The sequence below is a fragment of the Peribacillus sp. FSL E2-0159 genome, assembly GCF_038643155.1.
Lineage (GTDB): Bacteria > Bacillota > Bacilli > Bacillales > DSM-1321 > Peribacillus > Peribacillus simplex.
Genome location: NZ_CP152053.1, coordinates 4,279,898 through 4,298,195, shown reverse-complemented (window position 1 = coordinate 4,298,195; position 18,298 = coordinate 4,279,898). Strand labels below are relative to the sequence as shown.

The 18,298-nt window shown below is 43.0% G+C and carries 18 protein-coding genes; 12 read left to right on the top strand and 6 right to left on the bottom strand.

The window, feature by feature from the left end; all coding sequences use genetic code 11:
• Window positions 1-152: 152 nt before the first annotated feature.
• The 4 genes from NYE63_RS20965 (at window position 153) to NYE63_RS20950 (ending at window position 4,098) form a co-directional block, all read left to right on the top strand.
• Window positions 153-1,139: a class I SAM-dependent methyltransferase gene (locus tag NYE63_RS20965; RefSeq protein WP_342602546.1), complete on the top strand. Its 987-nt coding sequence runs from the start codon at window positions 153-155 to the stop codon at window positions 1,137-1,139.
• Between the two features lie 177 nt (window positions 1,140-1,316).
• Window positions 1,317-2,522, top strand: coding sequence for an acetate kinase (locus tag NYE63_RS20960; RefSeq protein WP_342602545.1), 1,206 nt, complete (start codon window positions 1,317-1,319; stop codon window positions 2,520-2,522).
• Window positions 2,523-2,746: 224 nt separating this feature from the next.
• Entirely contained in the window at window positions 2,747-3,589 is an 843-nt protein-coding gene (locus tag NYE63_RS20955; RefSeq protein WP_342602544.1) for an EcsC family protein, read from the top strand.
• Window positions 3,586-4,098 carry a MogA/MoaB family molybdenum cofactor biosynthesis protein gene (locus NYE63_RS20950; RefSeq protein WP_342602543.1) on the top strand — a complete coding sequence of 171 codons (513 nt, stop codon included), beginning with the start codon at window positions 3,586-3,588 and terminating at the stop codon, window positions 4,096-4,098. The genes NYE63_RS20955 and NYE63_RS20950 overlap by 4 nt, the downstream gene beginning before the upstream one ends.
• 58 nt (window positions 4,099-4,156) lie before the next feature.
• Here the strand turns inward: NYE63_RS20950 and NYE63_RS20945 are convergent, their stop codons facing one another.
• Window positions 4,157-4,471: a hypothetical protein gene (locus NYE63_RS20945; RefSeq protein WP_342602542.1), complete on the bottom strand. Its 315-nt coding sequence runs from the start codon at window positions 4,469-4,471 to the stop codon at window positions 4,157-4,159.
• A gap of 213 nt (window positions 4,472-4,684) precedes the next feature.
• Here NYE63_RS20945 and NYE63_RS20940 point away from each other — a divergent pair, with 213 nt between their 5' ends.
• Together NYE63_RS20940 and argH are read left to right on the top strand one after the other, a co-directional pair.
• Entirely contained in the window at window positions 4,685-5,890 is a 1,206-nt protein-coding gene (locus NYE63_RS20940) for an argininosuccinate synthase (RefSeq protein ID WP_192206055.1), read from the top strand.
• Window positions 5,887-7,266 (top strand): argininosuccinate lyase, encoded by a 1,380-nt coding sequence (argH, locus tag NYE63_RS20935; RefSeq protein ID WP_342602541.1) that lies wholly within the window; start codon window positions 5,887-5,889, stop codon window positions 7,264-7,266. Before NYE63_RS20940 ends, argH begins: the two co-directional genes overlap by 4 nt.
• A 55-nt stretch (window positions 7,267-7,321) precedes the next feature.
• Here argH and NYE63_RS20930 read toward each other — a convergent pair whose 3' ends face one another.
• Window positions 7,322-7,756: a universal stress protein gene (locus NYE63_RS20930; protein WP_144480588.1), complete on the bottom strand. Its 435-nt coding sequence runs from the start codon at window positions 7,754-7,756 to the stop codon at window positions 7,322-7,324.
• 250 nt (window positions 7,757-8,006) lie between these two features.
• On the opposite strand from NYE63_RS20930, the gene NYE63_RS20925 reads away from it, so the two are divergent.
• Window positions 8,007-8,459, top strand: coding sequence for a hypothetical protein (locus tag NYE63_RS20925; protein WP_342602540.1), 453 nt, complete (start codon window positions 8,007-8,009; stop codon window positions 8,457-8,459).
• 202 nt (window positions 8,460-8,661) lie between these two features.
• Here the strand turns inward: NYE63_RS20925 and NYE63_RS20920 are convergent, their stop codons facing one another.
• Complete coding sequence (locus tag NYE63_RS20920) at window positions 8,662-9,759, bottom strand: Xaa-Pro peptidase family protein (RefSeq protein WP_342602539.1); 1,098 nt, start codon at window positions 9,757-9,759, stop codon at window positions 8,662-8,664.
• A gap of 118 nt (window positions 9,760-9,877) precedes the next feature.
• On the opposite strand from NYE63_RS20920, the gene NYE63_RS20915 reads away from it, so the two are divergent.
• From NYE63_RS20915 to NYE63_RS20905, 3 genes are all read left to right on the top strand, one after another.
• Entirely contained in the window at window positions 9,878-10,558 is a 681-nt protein-coding gene (locus NYE63_RS20915) for a metal-dependent hydrolase (RefSeq protein ID WP_342602538.1), read from the top strand.
• Between the two features lie 200 nt (window positions 10,559-10,758).
• Window positions 10,759-10,983, top strand: coding sequence for a hypothetical protein (locus NYE63_RS20910; protein WP_283897852.1), 225 nt, complete (start codon window positions 10,759-10,761; stop codon window positions 10,981-10,983).
• A 71-nt stretch (window positions 10,984-11,054) separates the two neighbouring features.
• Window positions 11,055-12,374 (top strand): DRTGG domain-containing protein, encoded by a 1,320-nt coding sequence (locus NYE63_RS20905; RefSeq protein ID WP_137018167.1) that lies wholly within the window; start codon window positions 11,055-11,057, stop codon window positions 12,372-12,374.
• Between the two features lie 27 nt (window positions 12,375-12,401).
• Here the strand turns inward: NYE63_RS20905 and NYE63_RS20900 are convergent, their stop codons facing one another.
• Complete coding sequence (locus NYE63_RS20900) at window positions 12,402-12,704, bottom strand: YtpI family protein (RefSeq protein WP_034309143.1); 303 nt, start codon at window positions 12,702-12,704, stop codon at window positions 12,402-12,404.
• Between the two features lie 168 nt (window positions 12,705-12,872).
• Here NYE63_RS20900 and NYE63_RS20895 point away from each other — a divergent pair, with 168 nt between their 5' ends.
• A complete protein-coding gene (locus NYE63_RS20895; RefSeq protein ID WP_342602537.1) occupies window positions 12,873-13,811 on the top strand; it encodes a bifunctional oligoribonuclease/PAP phosphatase NrnA in 939 nt (312 codons plus the stop codon).
• A gap of 56 nt (window positions 13,812-13,867) precedes the next feature.
• Here the strand turns inward: NYE63_RS20895 and ytrI are convergent, their stop codons facing one another.
• Window positions 13,868-14,371: a sporulation membrane protein YtrI gene (gene ytrI / locus NYE63_RS20890; protein WP_342602536.1), complete on the bottom strand. Its 504-nt coding sequence runs from the start codon at window positions 14,369-14,371 to the stop codon at window positions 13,868-13,870.
• Window positions 14,368-14,703 carry a YtrH family sporulation protein gene (locus NYE63_RS20885; protein WP_063232721.1) on the bottom strand — a complete coding sequence of 112 codons (336 nt, stop codon included), beginning with the start codon at window positions 14,701-14,703 and terminating at the stop codon, window positions 14,368-14,370. Before NYE63_RS20885 ends, ytrI begins: the two co-directional genes overlap by 4 nt.
• 182 nt (window positions 14,704-14,885) lie before the next feature.
• Here NYE63_RS20885 and dnaE point away from each other — a divergent pair, with 182 nt between their 5' ends.
• Entirely contained in the window at window positions 14,886-18,245 is a 3,360-nt protein-coding gene (gene dnaE / locus NYE63_RS20880; protein WP_342602535.1) for a DNA polymerase III subunit alpha, read from the top strand.
• Window positions 18,246-18,298: the final 53 nt, after the last annotated feature.

Sequence of the window (18,298 nt, the reverse complement as noted above, 5' to 3'; positions counted from 1 at the left end):
AAGAGTGGCGTGCGAGAGTTTCCATATATGTAACTTTCAAATAGGAAAACAGTACGTTAAACAAACGAAGAATGTTATGCAGGACGTACGGCTTGTATCTCTTTGTTCTTACCTTTAAAATAGGGACAGAAGCAAACAGGAGGAATTAATAAGTGAAGTCTACCCCAGTTGAACAATTATTTTATGAATTTGATGAAACAGCCCAAATATTGCAAAGTGAACTATCATGTACGTATCTGGATGCCCTGGGTGAAACGGGCGAGAATTTCTTCGAAGGGAAAGTCCTGCAGGAGGAAATAAGTGAAGTATCGAAGAAAAGGTTAGGGAAGCATTATGCAGATTTTTCACCAGAGAAATATGAGAAGGAAGCAATCCGTAAAGCGTACCAGCTTGCTATTTTAAAAGGCATGCAGCAGAGCGTTCAGCCGAACCATCATATGACCCCTGATGCAGTCGGCATGTTCGTCAGCTATTTAGTCGGTAAATTCACCAAGGACCAAAAAGAGATAGTCATGCTCGATCCAGCCATCGGAACGGGGAACTTACTATTTGCGATCTTGAATCAACTTACTGATAAAAACATCGCTTCATATGGTGTCGAGATTGATGAAACCTTGATTAAGCTTGCTTATGCAGGTGCCAACCTGCAAGAACACCCGCTGCAATTTTTTAACCAGGACAGCTTGGAGCCGCTTTTCATTGATCCTTCAGATGTTGTGGTCAGTGATTTGCCGATTGGTTATTATCCGAATGATGTGCGGGCAGCTGAATATGAATTGAAGGCCGATAAGGGACATTCGTATGCACACCATTTGTTTATTGAACAAGGTGTTAAACACGCGAAGGATGGCGGACACCTATTCTTCATTGTCCCGAATAATCTGTTCGTCTCGGAGGAAGCTCCGAAACTCAATGATTTCCTGAAGAAGCATACACATATCCAAGGGATGGTGCAACTGCCGCTTTCCATGTTTAAGAGTGAAGCGGCTGCGAAAAGCATCCTGATCCTCCAAAAGAAAAAAGAGGGTATCGAAGCACCGAAGAAGGCATTGCTCGTACAACTTCCGAAGTTGTCGGATTTCGAAGCGACCAGATCTGTCATGCAACAGATGGACGATTGGTTTAAAGAGGAAAAATAGTCAATGAAAGCTGATGCCGCAGGCATTGGCTTTCATTTTTTTTGAAAGAGTGATTATTTGCAATTTTTCATTATTATTTGGTTGAATCTGCTTACCATGATAAGATTGTACAATACACTGCACGTTTCGTTGAGATGAACATTGGAAGAACTAGCTTAGAGTAAAGGAGCAGAATGGATGTCAAAAATCATGGCTATTAATGCGGGCAGTTCTTCTTTGAAGTTTCAGCTTTTTGAGATGCCAAGTGAAAAAGTAATTACAAAAGGTCTTGTAGAAAGAATCGGCTTGAAAAATTCCGTATTTACCTTAAGCGTCGAAGGCGAAAAGGTTTCTGAAACGATGGATATACCCAATCATGAAGTAGCTGTAGGGCTTTTATTGGAAAAGCTGATTGTCCATCGCATCCTTGACTCCTTTGAAGAGATAGATGGCGTAGGGCATCGGGTTGTGCATGGCGGTGAGATATTCAGCGACTCGGTCTTGATTACGGAGGACGTAATAGAGGAAATCGAAAAGCTTTCCGAGTTGGCGCCCCTTCATAATCCCGCCAATATCACCGGGATCAAAGCCTTTAGGCAAGTTCTGGATGATGTGCCAGCGGTTGCGGTATTCGACACGGCCTTCCATCAAACGATGGCAGCAGGTTCCTATTTGTACAGCTTACCTCTTGAATATTATGAAAATTACGGAATAAGGAAGTATGGGTTTCATGGTACTTCACATAAATATGTATCGCAGCGGGCTGCCGAAATGATTGGCCGTCCAATTGAACAGCTTCGATTGATATCGTGCCATTTAGGGAATGGTGCAAGCATTACGGCCATTAAGGGCGGCAAATCAATTGATACATCAATGGGATTTACACCATTGGCCGGTGTTACTATGGGAACGCGTTCAGGGAACATCGACCCTGCATTGATTCCTTATATCATGGAGAAGACGGGGAAAACAGCAGATGAAGTTCTGGATGTCCTGAATAAGAAAAGCGGCATTCTGGCTCTTTCCGGATTTTCCAGCGACCTGCGCGATATTCAAGTTGAAGCGGATAAAGGCAATGAGCGGGCTGAACTTGCACTTAAAGTTTTTGCAGACCGTATTCACAAGTACATAGGCTCCTATTCAGCTAAAATGGGAGGCGTGGACGGCATCATTTTTACAGCGGGCATCGGTGAAAACAGTCAAACCATTAGGGGGCGAATCTTGGAGGGACTTGAATTCATGGGGGTATATGGGGATAAGGATCTCAATCGCACCTCGGGTAAGGAAGCTTTCATCAATGCTCCCTATTCCCCTGTGAAAGTCATGGTCATCCCAACTAATGAAGAAATCATGATCGTCAGGGATACCGTGAAAATAGCTTTGAGCGAAACTTGGAAAACATGACTTCCTGTTTTTTTTTACTAATCCCCTTACCTCTCTGGTAAGGGGTCTTTCCCGTGAATGCAGGATATCAAATTTCATCCTTTGAATCCGCCTTCTCATGGATTATACGACCATGCACCCCATCCCTTTAAACCCTGGATTCCCATCATCTGTTCTTGAAAAGCTTCCCTCTATGGTATACTTAAGGGAGAATCCACCAATTCTGTACATAGGAGGCTTTATGCATGGAATTCACGAACCGGGAAATAAAAGTTTGGAATGAAATTAGGGAATGGCAGGAAAAACTTTATCAATATGAACCAACGGACCTTGCTGCATTATATGATAAATGGTTGGAGCAGGGGTTCGCCCTGCTTCCGGAAAACGTCCAACAACAGTTTTTTGAAAAGCTTGATACCTGGCTTTTTCATTTGCATGCCATGGTTCAGAGCTCACAAGTTCAAATAGATGCAAGAGAGCGGATTTTAGCATCTGCGCGCGTGTTTAATGAAGAAATAGAAACGTTGAGTGATTTGAATCACTTATCGATCGATCAGTTGAATTACATAGCCAATCAGCATATCGCTAAGCATCGCTTATATTCATTTGCACAAGGCGGGATGAGCGGATCAGGAGGTCTGCTTCTGCTAGGGAGCGATATTCCGGCCATGACGGTCATCAATGTAAGGATCGTACAGCTGATTGCGATGTCTTATGGTGTTGAGGTGAATACGCCGTTTGAAATGATGTTGGCCCTTAAGGTATTCAATGCAGGAGCGATGCCAAAAAGGCTCCAAGGAATAGCCTGGGAAGAATTGATCCGCGAGGTCCAGACCGCAGAAGATGACTATTTTTATTTGGGGATCGAAGAACTGACGAACCCTACCTGGATGGAACAGCCGCTGAAGCAGCTGTTGAAAGCATTATCCATTACTGTTTTTCGAAAAAAACTGGTTCGGGGCATACCATTCATCAGCATGGCCATCGGGGCTGGATCCAATTATCAAATGACCCGGAGTGTCAGTGAATTTGCCCAGAAGTTTTATCAATATCGTTATTTGCTGAAGAAGAAGGCTGATGAAGAATGAGTGTCAAGAATCATAAAAAAGCCATCACGGAGGCAGTTCGCTGCATGGTGATAACCGTCAGCGATACGCGTAATGAAGAAACGGATAAAAGTGGAGCACTGATGATGGAATTGCTGAAATCGAATGGTCAGGAAGTTACGGAATATGTAATCGTTAAAGATGAGCGGAAAGCGATTCAGGATGCGGTCACTTTTGGAAGCCAAAGCAGCATGGTTGATGTCATATTAACAAATGGAGGCACTGGCATCGCCAATAGGGATGTAACGATCGAGGCGGTCAAAGAGTTGATGACCAAGGAGATTCCCGGTTTTGGCGAGATTTTTCGAATGCTCAGCTATCAAGAGGATATCGGGTCTGCCGCCATCCTATCAAGGGCGATTGCCGGAGTCGTGAACAACAAAGCGGTTTTTTCCACCCCAGGCTCATCAGGGGCGGTTCGGCTTGCGATGAATAAATTGATTCTCCCGGAATTGGGACATGTCGTTGGTGAACTTCGCAAGGATTTATAAGAGGGATGCAAAAAAAGCCACAGTTTTAAACTGTGGCTTTTTTTGCATGGAAATGGCCTTAATTATGCATCTTTTCACTCACGGCTTGATTGGCACGATACCAAAGCCATAAATCATTAATGATGGAAGCAAGTTCCGCAATTTCGGAATTGAGCTGGCATGATTTGGCGAAATTACTCTCATCGGAGAGCCGAAACTGCTTTCGGTTAATGGTGGATTCCAGTTCCTTGATGCGGTCCGGGATGCTTCCCCGGATATTCTCCCAGTGTACGAGTATTTGCTGTTGCTCGCCTTTTGTATATTCATCCCACTCCAGATTCAAATCGGGAATTGAGATGCCAAGCCGTTCATCATAGGTAAATAGCTTTTTCATATGCCCTCCGCTTTTCGATTTTTCATACTACTAGTTTACTATATTCTCGCGGAAGCATCCAATGTGTAAATTCCCTGAAAATATTAGCGGATTATTTAGCAAAATCTTTAAAATACCCCTTGTATTCCTTTAATAAAGATGATAAAGTACTAATCATAGATTGAATAAAAATAACAAACGATGAATTTTTATTCACATGAAAGGACGATGAAAATGAAAAATCAAAAAGTTGTTTTAGCATATTCCGGAGGTTTGGATACTTCCGTTGCAATTAAATGGTTACAAGATCAAGGGTACGAAGTTGTGGCATGCTGCTTGGATGTCGGTGAAGGGAAAGATTTGGATTTCATTAAAGAAAAAGCGATCACTGTTGGTGCGGTAAGTTCCTATGTCATTGATGCGAAGGACGAATTCGCTGATGAATTCGCATTGACTGCTCTTCAGGCACATACTTTGTATGAAGGGAAATATCCATTGGTATCAGCATTATCACGTCCGCTGATCGCGAAGAAATTAGTGGAAGTGGCTGAAGCGGAAAACGCGGTAGCCGTTGCACACGGTTGTACGGGAAAAGGAAATGACCAAGTGCGTTTCGAAGTATCCATCTCAGCCTTGAACCCTAATTTGCAAGTTCTTGCACCTGTTCGTGACTGGAAATGGTCTCGTGAAGAGGAGATTGAATATGCAGCGAAAAATGGCATTCCCGTTCCGATTGGCATGGCGAGTCCGTTCTCGATTGACCAAAACCTTTGGGGAAGAAGTAACGAATGTGGAATCCTGGAAGATCCTTGGGCAGCTCCACCGGAAGATGCATATGATTTGACTGCAAGCCTTGAATGTACGCCAGATACTGCTGATATCATTGAAATTGGTTTTGAACAAGGTGTTCCAGTTACATTGAATGATAAAAACTATAAATTGGCTGACCTGATTGTCGAGTTGAATCAAATTGCCGGCAAACACGGAGTTGGACGTATCGATCACGTTGAAAATAGATTAGTAGGAATCAAATCACGTGAAGTCTATGAAGCTCCTGGTGCGATGACATTGATAGCTGCACACAAAGAACTTGAAGATATCACGCTTGTAAAAGAATTGGCTCACTTCAAACCAGTGATCGAGAAGAAAATGACTGAATTGATTTATGAAGGACTTTGGTTCTCTCCGCTTCAAAAAGCTTTGGCTGCATTCCTGAAAGAAACACAAGTGAATGTAACGGGTACGGTCCGTGTGAAACTATTCAAAGGTCATGCGATTGTTGAAGGAAGAAAATCCGAGTACTCCCTATATGACGAAAAATTGGCTACCTATACAAAAGCAGACGAATTCGATCATGATGCAGCAGTTGGATTCATTAAGTTATGGGGACTTCCAACGAAAGTGAACAGCATGGTCAATAACAAGAAGGTGACAGTGTGAGCAGCAAGCTTTGGGGAGGAAGATTCACGAAATCTGCAGAAGAATGGGTAGATGAGTTTGGAGCTTCCATTTCCTTTGACCAGGAACTTGTGCTTGAAGATATTCAAGGCAGTTTAGCTCATGTAACCATGTTAAAGCAATGCAGCATTTTACCTGAAGAAGATGCGGATCAGATCATTGTGGGTCTGAAAAGTTTACAGGAAAAAGCTGAGAAGGGTGAATTGACTTTTAAGGTTGAGATGGAAGATATCCATCTTAATCTGGAAAGTATGCTAATAAGCGAAATCGGTCCAGTTGGCGGAAAGCTTCATACAGGAAGAAGCCGTAATGACCAAGTTGCGACCGACCTTCATCTGTATATGCGGAACCAAACGAAAGTAATTCTGGAACTCATCAATGATTTGCAAATAGCGATTTTGGGACAATCCAAGAAAAATGTGGAAACACTAATTCCAGGTTATACACATTTGCAGCGTGCACAGCCCATTTCATTTGCCCATCACTTAATGGCTTATTTTTGGATGCTTGAGCGTGATAAGCAGCGCTTCACCGAGAGTTTCAAAAGGATCAATGTTTCTCCATTGGGTGCTGGGGCATTAGCTGGGACGACTTTCCCGATTGACCGTGCCCTCAGTGCCGAGCTATTGGGGTTTGACGGAATTTACGAAAACAGCCTTGATGCGGTAAGTGATCGTGATTTTGCCATTGAATTCATGAGCAACAGTGCGACAATGATGATGCATTTATCCCGTTTCAGCGAAGAAATCATACTTTGGTCAAGCCAGGAATTCCAATTCATTGAATTGGATGATGCGTTTTCCACGGGAAGCAGCATTATGCCGCAAAAGAAAAACCCTGATATGGCGGAATTGATCCGTGGTAAAACAGGACGGGTTTATGGGAACCTAACGGGGTTATTGACTGTTTTGAAAGGACTGCCGCTTGCTTATAACAAAGATATGCAAGAAGATAAAGAAGGCGTTTTTGATACGGTTAAGACCATTGTTGGTTCACTTAAAATATTTGCCGGCATGATTTCAACGATGAAAGTGAAAACGGACGTAATGGAAAAAGCAACAAGAAATGACTTCTCGAATGCAACGGAATTAGCTGATTACCTAGCTTCAAAGGGAATGCCTTTCCGTAAGGCGCACGAAGTGGTCGGGAAGCTTGTATTGTTCTGTGTCCAGAATGGCTGCTATTTAGTGGACCTAAGCATTGAACAATTCCAGGAAGCTTCCGCGTTGTTTGAACAGGATATTTATGATGCATTAAATCCTTATGAAGCAGTTAAACGCCGTAACAGTGCGGGCGGTACAGGTTTTGCCCAAGTCTTGCTGGCGATAGAAAAAGCGGAAAAACTGGTAAGTGAATAACAGGAAAAAGCTCGTTCACCCATTTGGTGAACGAGCTTTTTATCATTTTCTTTTATCAATTCGTACGCACGATCATTACATCACAGTTAGAATGGCGAACGATGCCTTCCGACACGCTGCCGATAAGGAAACGTTCGACTGCGTTAAGGCCCGTTGCACCGCATACAATTAAATCGATCGAATGCTTTTTCGCTAAATCCCTTGGAATTTGAACTTTAGGAGAACCATATGCAACTTCTGTTTGGACCTTTGCAATCCCGGATGCAATGGCTTCCGTTTTATACTTGTCTAATAGCTCATTTGCAAAGGTTTCAGAGTGATCACGGATAGTCATATCATAAGCTTCGACAGTAGGGAAATTCCTTGTATCCACGATATGTGTGAGCACAAGGGTAGCGTCACTGAGTTTTGCTAAATAGATTGCCTTTTTTAGGGCCCACTCTGCTTCTTCCGAGCCGTCCACTGCTACAAGAATATTTTTATAATCTATACTATTCAAGTGAATCTCCTCCTTCTATTTCATTCCTATTATACAATTATTTACCTAATGGATCTGATTTCAATTGTAACAAATTAGCGAATGTTTTAGCCAATGATCTGGAAATCGCAAAATGAAAAAAAAGATTCTAACCTTATTATGATGAAAAGATAAGCACAATCATTGCATGAACGAAACTCTCGACTTTTTTACCTTATTTGTTCATTTATGGTAAATTTAATGGAGGAGGGGAGTTTTTTATTTGAGTGTCTCAAGAATATTAAACTATGCATTATATTTATACGTGCTTTTGTATGCTTTGATATATTTCATTTATATTTTTTACATCAATGCTGTACATGCTTCGATCAGTTTAATGAGTATATCAGCAATGCTGCTTCCATTTGTTCTTTTACTATTTTTTCAATGGATTTCATGGAAATATACCGATCAGCATAATAAAAGGAAAATCAAAATTAGATTAATAGTCATATCGATCCTTGGCTTTTCTCTTTTATTTTATTGTGTTTTTTTGTTAGGGGTAAATGAAAATGAATCAAGGTTCACCACTGAAAGATGGTTAAATGATGATGAAGGAAGAGTATATCTGGTTGATGACTTAATGAATGAACATGAATTGATAGGCATGACAAAAGAAGAAGTGATCACGCTTTTGGGGTCCCCAACAGAAACGGAATATTTTAGAGAAAGATAATGTTGTTTATTTTCTTGGTGCTGAGAGGGGAATCATAAGAATAGATAGTGAATGGCTGGTCATTTGGTTTGACGGCCGTGATAAAGCAGTGAAGTATGAACTGCGGACCGATTAGTAAAATGAATTTTGATTAATAGATACCCCCGTCTTAAATGAAGGCGGGGGTATCTGGGTTACGTTATATTAAATGGTCAATAGATTATCACTTTATGATTTGCAGGCTCTTCGGGAATTTGGTCAAAACCTCACAGCCGGTATCGGTGATCAGTAGATCGTCTTCAATCCTGACGCCTGCAACATTTGGAACATATATGCCAGGTTCGATGGTATAAACCATTCCGGATTGAAGTTCGAGGGAATTCGTTTCAGTCAAGGATGGATACTCATGGACGCTGATCCCAAGTCCGTGGCCGAGCCTGTGCGGGAAGAATTCACCATATCCTTTATTCCTGATGATGTTTCTGGCAGTCAAGTCTATCTCGGAACAGGATACACCAGGTTTACTGGCTGCAACGGCAGCTTCTTGTGCTTTAAGTACAGTTTCATATATCTCTGCCTGTTTATCATTGATATCTCCGTAAGCAACCGTTCTAGTGATGTCAGAGCAGTACCCTTCATGAACGACGCCCAGGTCAAAGAGGACAAGGTCGCCGCGCTGAACCTTCGTATTCCCGGGTGTGCCATGTGGGGAAGCGCCATTTTTACCAGTCAGGACCATGGTGGAAAAAGACATTTGGCTAACTCCGGCTTTTTTCAATTCGTATTCTATCGCTGCAAGGATTTCCATTTCCGTTTTACCTTCATGAATTTCACTGACACCCACTTCAATCGCGAAGTCGGCAAGGCGGCATGCTTCACGGATTTTGACCATTTCATCTTCCGATTTGATCATTCGCATCCTTTGAAGTTTTTCTTCTGCGGAAACGAGCTTTGGTGCTCCGAAGTATTGTTGGACCTTTTCATAACGTTCTACATTCATATGCTCTTTTTCAATGGCCATTGTATTAATGGTTAACCCGCGATTCTCCACTGCTTGCCTAACTTTTTCCCATGGATTTTCAATGTCGGTGTAACCGATGATATCTCCAGCCCATCCAGCCTGTTTAGCATCCGGAACTTCCATCTGCGGGCAGACAAGGAATGGGTCGGCATTTTCAAAAATGGCAAGTGCCAGCAGTCTTTCGTGAGGATCACTAAAAAAACCGCTCAAATAGAAGATGCTCTCTGTAGATGTAAGTAAAGCGGCTTCAGTCTCATTGGCCTGTAGCCAATTTTGTAGTTCTGTCAAACGTTCATTCATGACGGTACCTCCATTAATAAGATATAATTACCTTAGCAATATTTAAAAGTATAGTAAATGGGAAAGGCCTAAGAAAGCTACTTAAAAAATTAGTGGGTATGGGAAGGGAGCATCAAAAATGAAAGTATCTTTTCATGGACATGCAGTTGTAAAAGTCGAAACGAATGGTAAAACGATTGTAATCGATCCATTCATTACTGGAAACGAATTGACCGATTTGAAGGTAGAAGATGTGAAACCGGATGTGATCATCTTAACACATGGCCATAATGACCACGTCGGTGATACGGTTGAATTGGCCAAAAGGCATGATGCACTTGTCATCGGCATTGCAGAGATTGCCGACTACCTGGGTGCTCAAGGGGTTAAGACCCACGGGATGAGCATCGGCGGAGCTTTCGAGTTCGACTTTGGAAAAGTGAAACTGACGCCAGCTTTTCATGGAACGGGATTCAATAACGGAGAGGGGCAAATCATTTATCTGGGAATGCCTGCTGGCATATTGCTTACGATAGAAGGGAAAACGATCTATCATGCAGGGGATACAGCGGTATTTTCCGATATGAAACTGATCGGGGAGCGACATCCGATTGACTTGGCATTCTTGCCAATCGGTGACAATTACACCATGGGCCCGGAAGATGCAGCACTTGCAGCGAAATTCCTTCAAGCCAAACAAGTCGTGCCGATTCATTACAATACTTTCCCTGTCATCAAACAGGATCCTGACAAATTCATCGACTTGCTTGAAGAGGGAAATGGATTGATCATGGAAGCCGGGGATGAAATAGAATTTTAATAAGAGCGGGAGCCTGCAGGGGCTTCCGTTTTTTTATGTGGATTGAATGGGGATAGCCGACCGAATTGATGGATTTCCCTTTAGCATTTGCCTTTTACGCAGATGTTTCCAGCGATAGGAAAGTAAAGTCTCGTTCAGCAGCCAAGTCTTTTTTCCTTTCTCAGGCATAAAATGAATAGATGAAAAAAGGGGGGGATTGGATGAAACAGAGGTTATTACTGTGTTTGCTTTTATGCGGTGTGATGCTGTATTATGCCGTGCCGCGTTTGTCGTTGGAAAGTGGCGGTCTGGAGAGTCTGTTTGCTGGATCCTGGCTGTTGTTTGCATTGTTGGCGGTAGCTGGAAACTTGACGGGCATACTATATTCTCCTAAGAAACAAAAGGTAAAACGCCAGCAGGAATACAAAAGGTTGCGTCAATACTAGTAGTTGTTTGATAAACTAGGCTCTTTGACCTTATAATGGGGAATAGGAATACCGTGAAAAGGGTGAAGCGCTTGGCTACAAAGCATGAACAAATATTAAAACATATCGATGGGCTCCCTGTTGGCGAAAAGATTTCCGTCCGTCAAATTGCGAAAGCATTGAATGTTAGTGAAGGTACGGCATACCGGGCAATTAAAGAGGCGGAGAACCAGGGCTACGTGAGCTCGATTGAGCGGGTAGGCACGATCCGTATTGAGAAAAAGAAAAAAGAGAATATTGAAAAGCTCACTTTCGCAGAGGTAGTCAATATTGTTGACGGACAAGTTCTTGGTGGGAAAACGGGACTTCATAAGACATTAAATAAATTCGTCATCGGGGCAATGAAGCTGGATGCCATGATGAGATATACAGGTGCAGGAAACCTGCTGATAGTCGGGAACCGTACACAGGCCCACGAGCATGCGTTAAAAGCTGGTGCAGCGGTACTGATCACCGGGGGATTCGATACGGAAGAGCCCGTTAAAAGGTTAGCCGATGAATTGGAGATGCCAGTCATCTCAACGAGTTACGATACGTTTACCGTCGCAACGATGATCAATCGGGCGATCTATGACCAATTGATCAAAAAGGAAATCTTGCTGGTGGAGGATATTTTGACACCCGTACAGGAAACGACCTTTTTAACAGTCGGTGACCGGGTTCAGACTTGGCATGAACTGAATCAGGAATCCGGGCATAGCCGTTTCCCTGTTGTCGATGACAATATGAAGGTTCAAGGAATGGTCACATCAAAAGATATCATCGGACAGGAAGAGCTGACTCTCATTGATAAGGTGATGACGAAAAACCCGATGACCGTAGGTGATAAAATGAGTGTGGCATCTTCTGCACATATGATGGTTTGGGAAGGGATAGAGTTAATCCCGGTCGTGAATGACAGTCATATCCTAAAGGGTATCGTGAGCAGGCAGGATGTGCTGAAGGCACTGCAAATGAGTCAAAGGCAGCCTCAGGTCGGCGAAACGATCGACGATACGATCACCAGCCAGCTAGTGATGACTTCGAATCGAGGCAAGGGCGAGGAAGTGTATAACTATGGCGTCACTCCGCAGATGACCAATTACCTTGGGACCATTTCAAGCGGTGTGTTCACGACATTGGTCACCGACTCGGCAAACCGTGCACTTCGAAGCTATAAGCGCGGTGACTTGGTCGTGGAAAACATGACTATCTACTTCATCAAACCAGTACAGATCGACAGTACGCTTGAAATCCATCCGCGTGTCCTTGATGTAGGACGTAAATTCGGAAAAGTGGATGTCGAGGTGTTTAACCAAGGCAAACTTGTCGGCAAGGCGATGTTGACTTGCCAATTGCTGGACCGATCATGAAAAATAAAAAGGATAATCGAAATTCGATTATCCTTTTTGATTTGCAGCTTCTTCGATTGCATGCGGCAGGTAAAATTTATACATTTTATAGCCGCCCCAAATACTGAATAGGCCAACGAAGATGAAAACGGCAGCAATGATATAAGTGATGGTCGTGTGGAATAGAAAAAGCTGATTGATTCCGAATAGTGCGACAAAGGCACCAAGGGCAATGGATGACTTCCCTGAAATCCACTTTTTCTCCATCGGCATTCTGGTTCGGACCGATTTGATTTTATAAAACAGATAGACCCCTAGTGAAAGAACGATCAAGGTGACAAGAATAGGCATCGTTTGAAATTCCCCCAATTTAACATATGTACCTTTTTATTGTAGCGGGAAATGAAAGAGAATGCCACAGTAAACAAGATGAGTCTTCCTATTTCCCCAATTTTTTGATTAAATGAAATATATCATCTTAATTAGGCTCGATGATACATATGTGAAGGGGAGATCAATATGAAAGCTGAAATATTAGCAGATATAAAGCGTTATGATACTATCATTCTCCATCGTCATGTCCGTCCAGATCCGGACGCTTATGGTTCACAGGGGGGATTGGCGGAAATCCTGAAAGCATCTTTCCCCGAAAAGCGAATTTTTACGGTCGGGAAAGAAGAACCGTCATTGAATTACTTAAGAAGGCTCGATGAGATTTCGGATGAAACATATCAAGGTGCTTTGGTCATCGTTTGTGATACCGCAAATACGGACCGGATTTGTGATGCACGGTACACGACGGGGGATAAACTGATTAAGATCGATCATCATCCTAATGAAGATCCATATGGGGATATGCGTTGGGTCGATACATCCGCAAGTTCCACAAGTGAAATGATTTATGAGTTTTACCAGTTCGGTAAAGAACAGGGCTTGAAGATGAGTGATGAAGCGGCACGCCTTCTATATGCAGGAATTGTTGGAGATACAGGTCGTTTCCTATTCCAAAGTACGACTGAAAAGACATTTGCCTATGCCAGTGAATTGATTCACTATTCGTTCTCCCGCCCGCAGTTATATCAGGAGATGTATGACGTCGAGGAAAGCATAGTACGGTTGAATGGCTATGTGCTGCAGCATTTTGAAATCCTTCCATATGGAACGGGGAAAATGATCATCACAAAAGATATACTTGAAAAATTCCATGCTTCTACATCTGAGGCATCCCAGCTCGTTTCCTCGCTCGGTTCGATTAAAAATGTTAAGTCATGGGTATTTTTCATTGAAGAAGATAAAGAAATCAGAGTCCGTTTCCGTTCTAAAGGACCAATCATCAATACGATTGCCCGTAAATATAACGGCGGAGGCCACCCGCTTGCAGCAGGGGCTTCGATTCATTCTTGGGATGAAGTGGATAATATCCTTGCCGACATGGAAGAGTTGAATAAAGCGGAATGAAAAAAATTTAAAGACCAAATCGCATATGATTTGGTCTTTAAATTTAGTGGATATTATTAAGAAGTAGTTCTTTTTAGTTTGATTTCAATATTCATTTTCGTATAAAACATGATTTCAACGACTTCAAGTTGATAGCGCTTTTTATTGATGGTCACGATCTTATTTTCTATGGATTTTTTCAAAAGCACCTTTCCGTCATAGACACTGGCGACATCTTTGGCGAGAAGAGAGGAAAGGTCGTCCTCAATCACATCCTCAGCTTCTGCAATACTCAGCCGATCCAGACTGTATTTTTCATTCGTAATGGTTACTTCCACTTCCTGAATCGTCAGGATCTCCTCGTTTTTCTGGTTCAATTTTTTATAATCCTGCTCCCAAATTGCGATTTTTCCGTTTAAATCCTTGATCTTTTCTCTTTGTTCGTGAAGGGTCAGGATCTGCTTCTCCTGCTGGACACCATGCATATAAAAGAAAATCCCCCAGCTGATCAATCCGCCAAGTGCGGCTCCGGCAAAAAAACGCTGCCAAGTGGGAGACCGGTGATAAGGAGGAATCCTCATGATGAAATATGCTCCTGGGTGAACCAGTTTATGATCAGAGCTCCTGTCTGTGCTCCGCCAAGTGCAGATAGAATCAATAGGACCTGCTTGACTATATCTTTCGTTTCTCCGTGGAAAATACCGCGTTCGAAATTATAGACCATATCGAAAGTACCCCCGATTGCAGCGACAATCGCCCAAATACGAAGGCTGTCCGACAGCCGGAATACAGTCGTCATCGGGGCTTGTCCAGTAAAAAAAGCGGCGAGGCCCCCGATTATCGAGCCGCCAAGCAATACGCCAAGCGCTATGAAAAAGCTGTTGAGAAAGGCTGGAACAAATGCTTCATTCATATATCATCATCCTTTTTTGCTTGATATTCTTCTATTCCATTTATATGGGAAGTTCAGAGGTAATATGATAGTCGCCGGAAATCAGGAAGTTAAATGGCATTGGTAATGAGAACATATTTTCTTTTTTTGAAATAAACACTATAATGAAAAGAAACATGCCTTACAAAGGTGGGAGAAAAAACGTGTATACTCATCTCCATATTCAGAGCGGATACAGCCTGCTGACAAGTACGGTCAAGATCACTGAACTTGTGGCCAAAGCGAAAGCTGATGGCTGTAAAAGTCTTGCCTTAACCGATCGAAATGTTATGTACGGTTCGGTCTATTTTTATAAAGAATGCAAGAGACAGGGGATAAAGCCGATCGTCGGCATACTTGCGGAAGTCCTTGATGAACGGGAATCTGCACATGGACTTCTTTTATTGGCAAAAAGTCTCCAAGGATATCAAAACCTGCTTAAAATAAGCAGTGCAATAAAAACTAAATCCCCGTCAGGCATTCCAATGAATTGGCTTAAAGCCTATTCCCAGGGCTTGATTGCAATCACACCGGGTGCGGAGGGGCAAATAGAAACGCTATTGAGAGAAGAAAATCCTGAAGAAGCCAAACAGGCAGCAGGACGATTTCTTCAAATTTTTGGTCATGATAACTTTTATGTATCCATACAGAGACTTTCGATTGCCGATGAGGAAAAAGGTAACGAAGCCATAAGTCAGCTGGCGAGAGATTTAGAGATAAAGATTGTCGCGACGAATCCGGTCTATTATTTGAACGAAAGCGATGCACTCGCTCATGAAGTCTTATTGGCGATTGGAAATGGCGACAAGCTGGCGGATGAGACGCATACGGTTCTTGAATCCGATCAATTTTATTTGAAAAGCCGGGCTCAGATGGCAGAACTATTCCATGACAGACCGGATGCACTTGAAAATACACTACATATTGACGCGCAATGCAATCTGGAAATTCCATTTCATCGTTCACTGCTTCCTAAGTACCCTACTGAAGATGGAGTCACAGCCGAGGAAATGCTCGAAGCCATCTGTTTCCAAGGGCTGAAGAAAAGATTGCCGGAGCCATCCATTCAATATGAAGAGCGCCTACGATATGAATTGGATATCATCACCAAGATGAAATTCAGCGATTACTTTTTAATCGTTTGGGATTTCATGAAATTCGCTAAGGACCATCAAATCCTGACTGGACCTGGAAGGGGATCGGCCGCTGGATCGATGGTCGCTTATGTGCTGTCGATAACGGATGTCGATCCACTCGAACATTCCTTGCTGTTCGAGCGTTTCCTGAATCCGGAACGTGTCTCGATGCCGGATATCGACATTGACTTTCCGGATAACCGCCGTGAAGAAGTGATTGCCTATGTCGCGAAGAAATACGGGGAACTTCATGTAGCACAAATCATAACCTTCGGAACATTGGCTGCCAAGGCTGCGTTAAGGGACACAGGACGTGTTTTCGGCTTGAATTCAAAGGAACAGGAAGCGGTATCGAAAATGATTCCAGGCCGATTGGGCATCACGCTTCCCGAGGCTTTCAAGGAATCGAAAAAGCTCAGGGAATTCGTTAATGAGAGTGACCTGAACCAAAAACTTTTTCAAACCGCATTATTGCTAGAAGGTCTGCCTCGCCATGCTTCGACACATGCTGCCGGCGTCGTCATCAGCGACCAGGCACTGACCGAACATATCCCGATTCAAGGAGGGCATGAAGGCATCCATCTGACTCAATATCCAATGGACCTTCTCGAAGAACTGGGACTTCTTAAAATGGATTTTCTTGGACTCCGCAATTTAACGCTCATCGATAATATTTTAAATAACATCAAAAAGGGAACGGGGAAAAAGCTCGACTTGTCCCATATTCCGATGGATGACCCCGAGACGCTGGCCCTTTTAGGGAGAGGTGAAACCACCGGAGTGTTTCAATTTGAATCGGATGGCATCCGGAAGGTTTTGATCAAACTGAAACCGAACCGATTCGAGGATATCGTCGCGGTCAATGCACTATACCGTCCAGGTCCGATGGAAAATATACCGCTGTTCATCGAGCGAAAACATGGACTGGCTCCGATTGATTACCTGCACGAGGATTTGAAGGATATCCTCGAGCCTACATACGGGGTCATCGTTTATCAAGAACAAATTATGCAAATTGCCTCCCGCTTAGCCGGTTTTTCATTAGGGGAGGCTGACCTGCTCCGTCGTGCAGTTTCGAAGAAGAAGAAGGATGTTCTGGATCAAGAGCGGCAGCATTTTGTGAGCGGCTCATTGAAACAAGGATACTCCGAAAAAACGGCAGATGAGATATATTCCCTGATTGTCCGCTTCGCTAACTATGGATTCAACCGAAGCCATGCGGTGGCGTATAGTTTCATCGCTTATCAGCTGGGTTACTTGAAAACCCACCATCCGGAATATTTCATGGCAGCACTCCTGACATCGGTCGTCGGGAATGATGAAAAGATTTCGCAATATATCCGCGAAGCAAAAAAGAAAGGGATAATGGTTCTGCCTCCCTCGATTAACCGGAGCGGTTACCCATTTTTACCGGAAAAGGAAGGGATCCGTTATAGCCTTGGAGCTATAAAAGGGATAGGCGGGACGGTCCTAAAAGAAATCTTTGCTGCGAGGCGGCAGAAGAAGTTCGCTGATTTATTCGATTTCTGTTTGCGCGTTTCGGGAAAAATCGTAAATAGAAAAGTGTTGGAGGCACTTGTGCATTCAGGTGCATTTGATGAATTTGGTGAAGACCGGGCAACATTGTTGGCGAGCTTGGATGTAGCGATCAATCATACGGAATTGGTTAATCCGGATGATGACCTATTCGATATGTTTTCGGATGGCGAATTTTCACTCAAACCGAAATACAACCGGGTCGAGCCGATCCCTATCGAGCACAAACTCTCATTGGAAAAAAGCGCATTGGGGCTTTATCTATCGAATCATCCGGTGACAAGCTACAGAGAACTTTTTCAGCACTTCGGCTGTTTGACCATAGATGAAGCTACTAATAAAAAGGAATCAAAAGTCTTACTTGGCGCATACATTACGTCGGTTAAAACCATAAGGACAAAAAAGGGCGATGTGATGGCTTTCTTGAGCGTCAGTGATGAAGAGGGGGATATTGAAGCGGTCGTATTTCCAAATGTTTATAAAAACCACTCTGCCGACTTGAATCACGGACAACTCGTTATGCTGCAAGGGACATTGGAAGAACGGGATGGAAAAACACAGCTCCTGATCAGGAACGTATACCCGCTAGAAAAAGTGAAGCAGATGAAAGAAGAAAAAAACGGAACAATATTCCTGAAAATAGAGGCTGGCAAGCAAACGAAGGATACACTGCAAAAAATAAAAAAAATTTTAATGCAGCATAGCGGTGAAACCAAGGTCATGCTTTTTTACGAGAGGGAAAACCGCTATGTACAGCTATCTTATTGGGATTGGGTCAATCCTACAGATAGTCTAATGCAGTCACTATTTGACTTGGTCGGAAAAGGGAATGTGGTTTACAAGAAAGAATAACTGTTTTACAACTTTAATAGTTATGTTATATTGAAAACAGGCCGCTGTGGTCT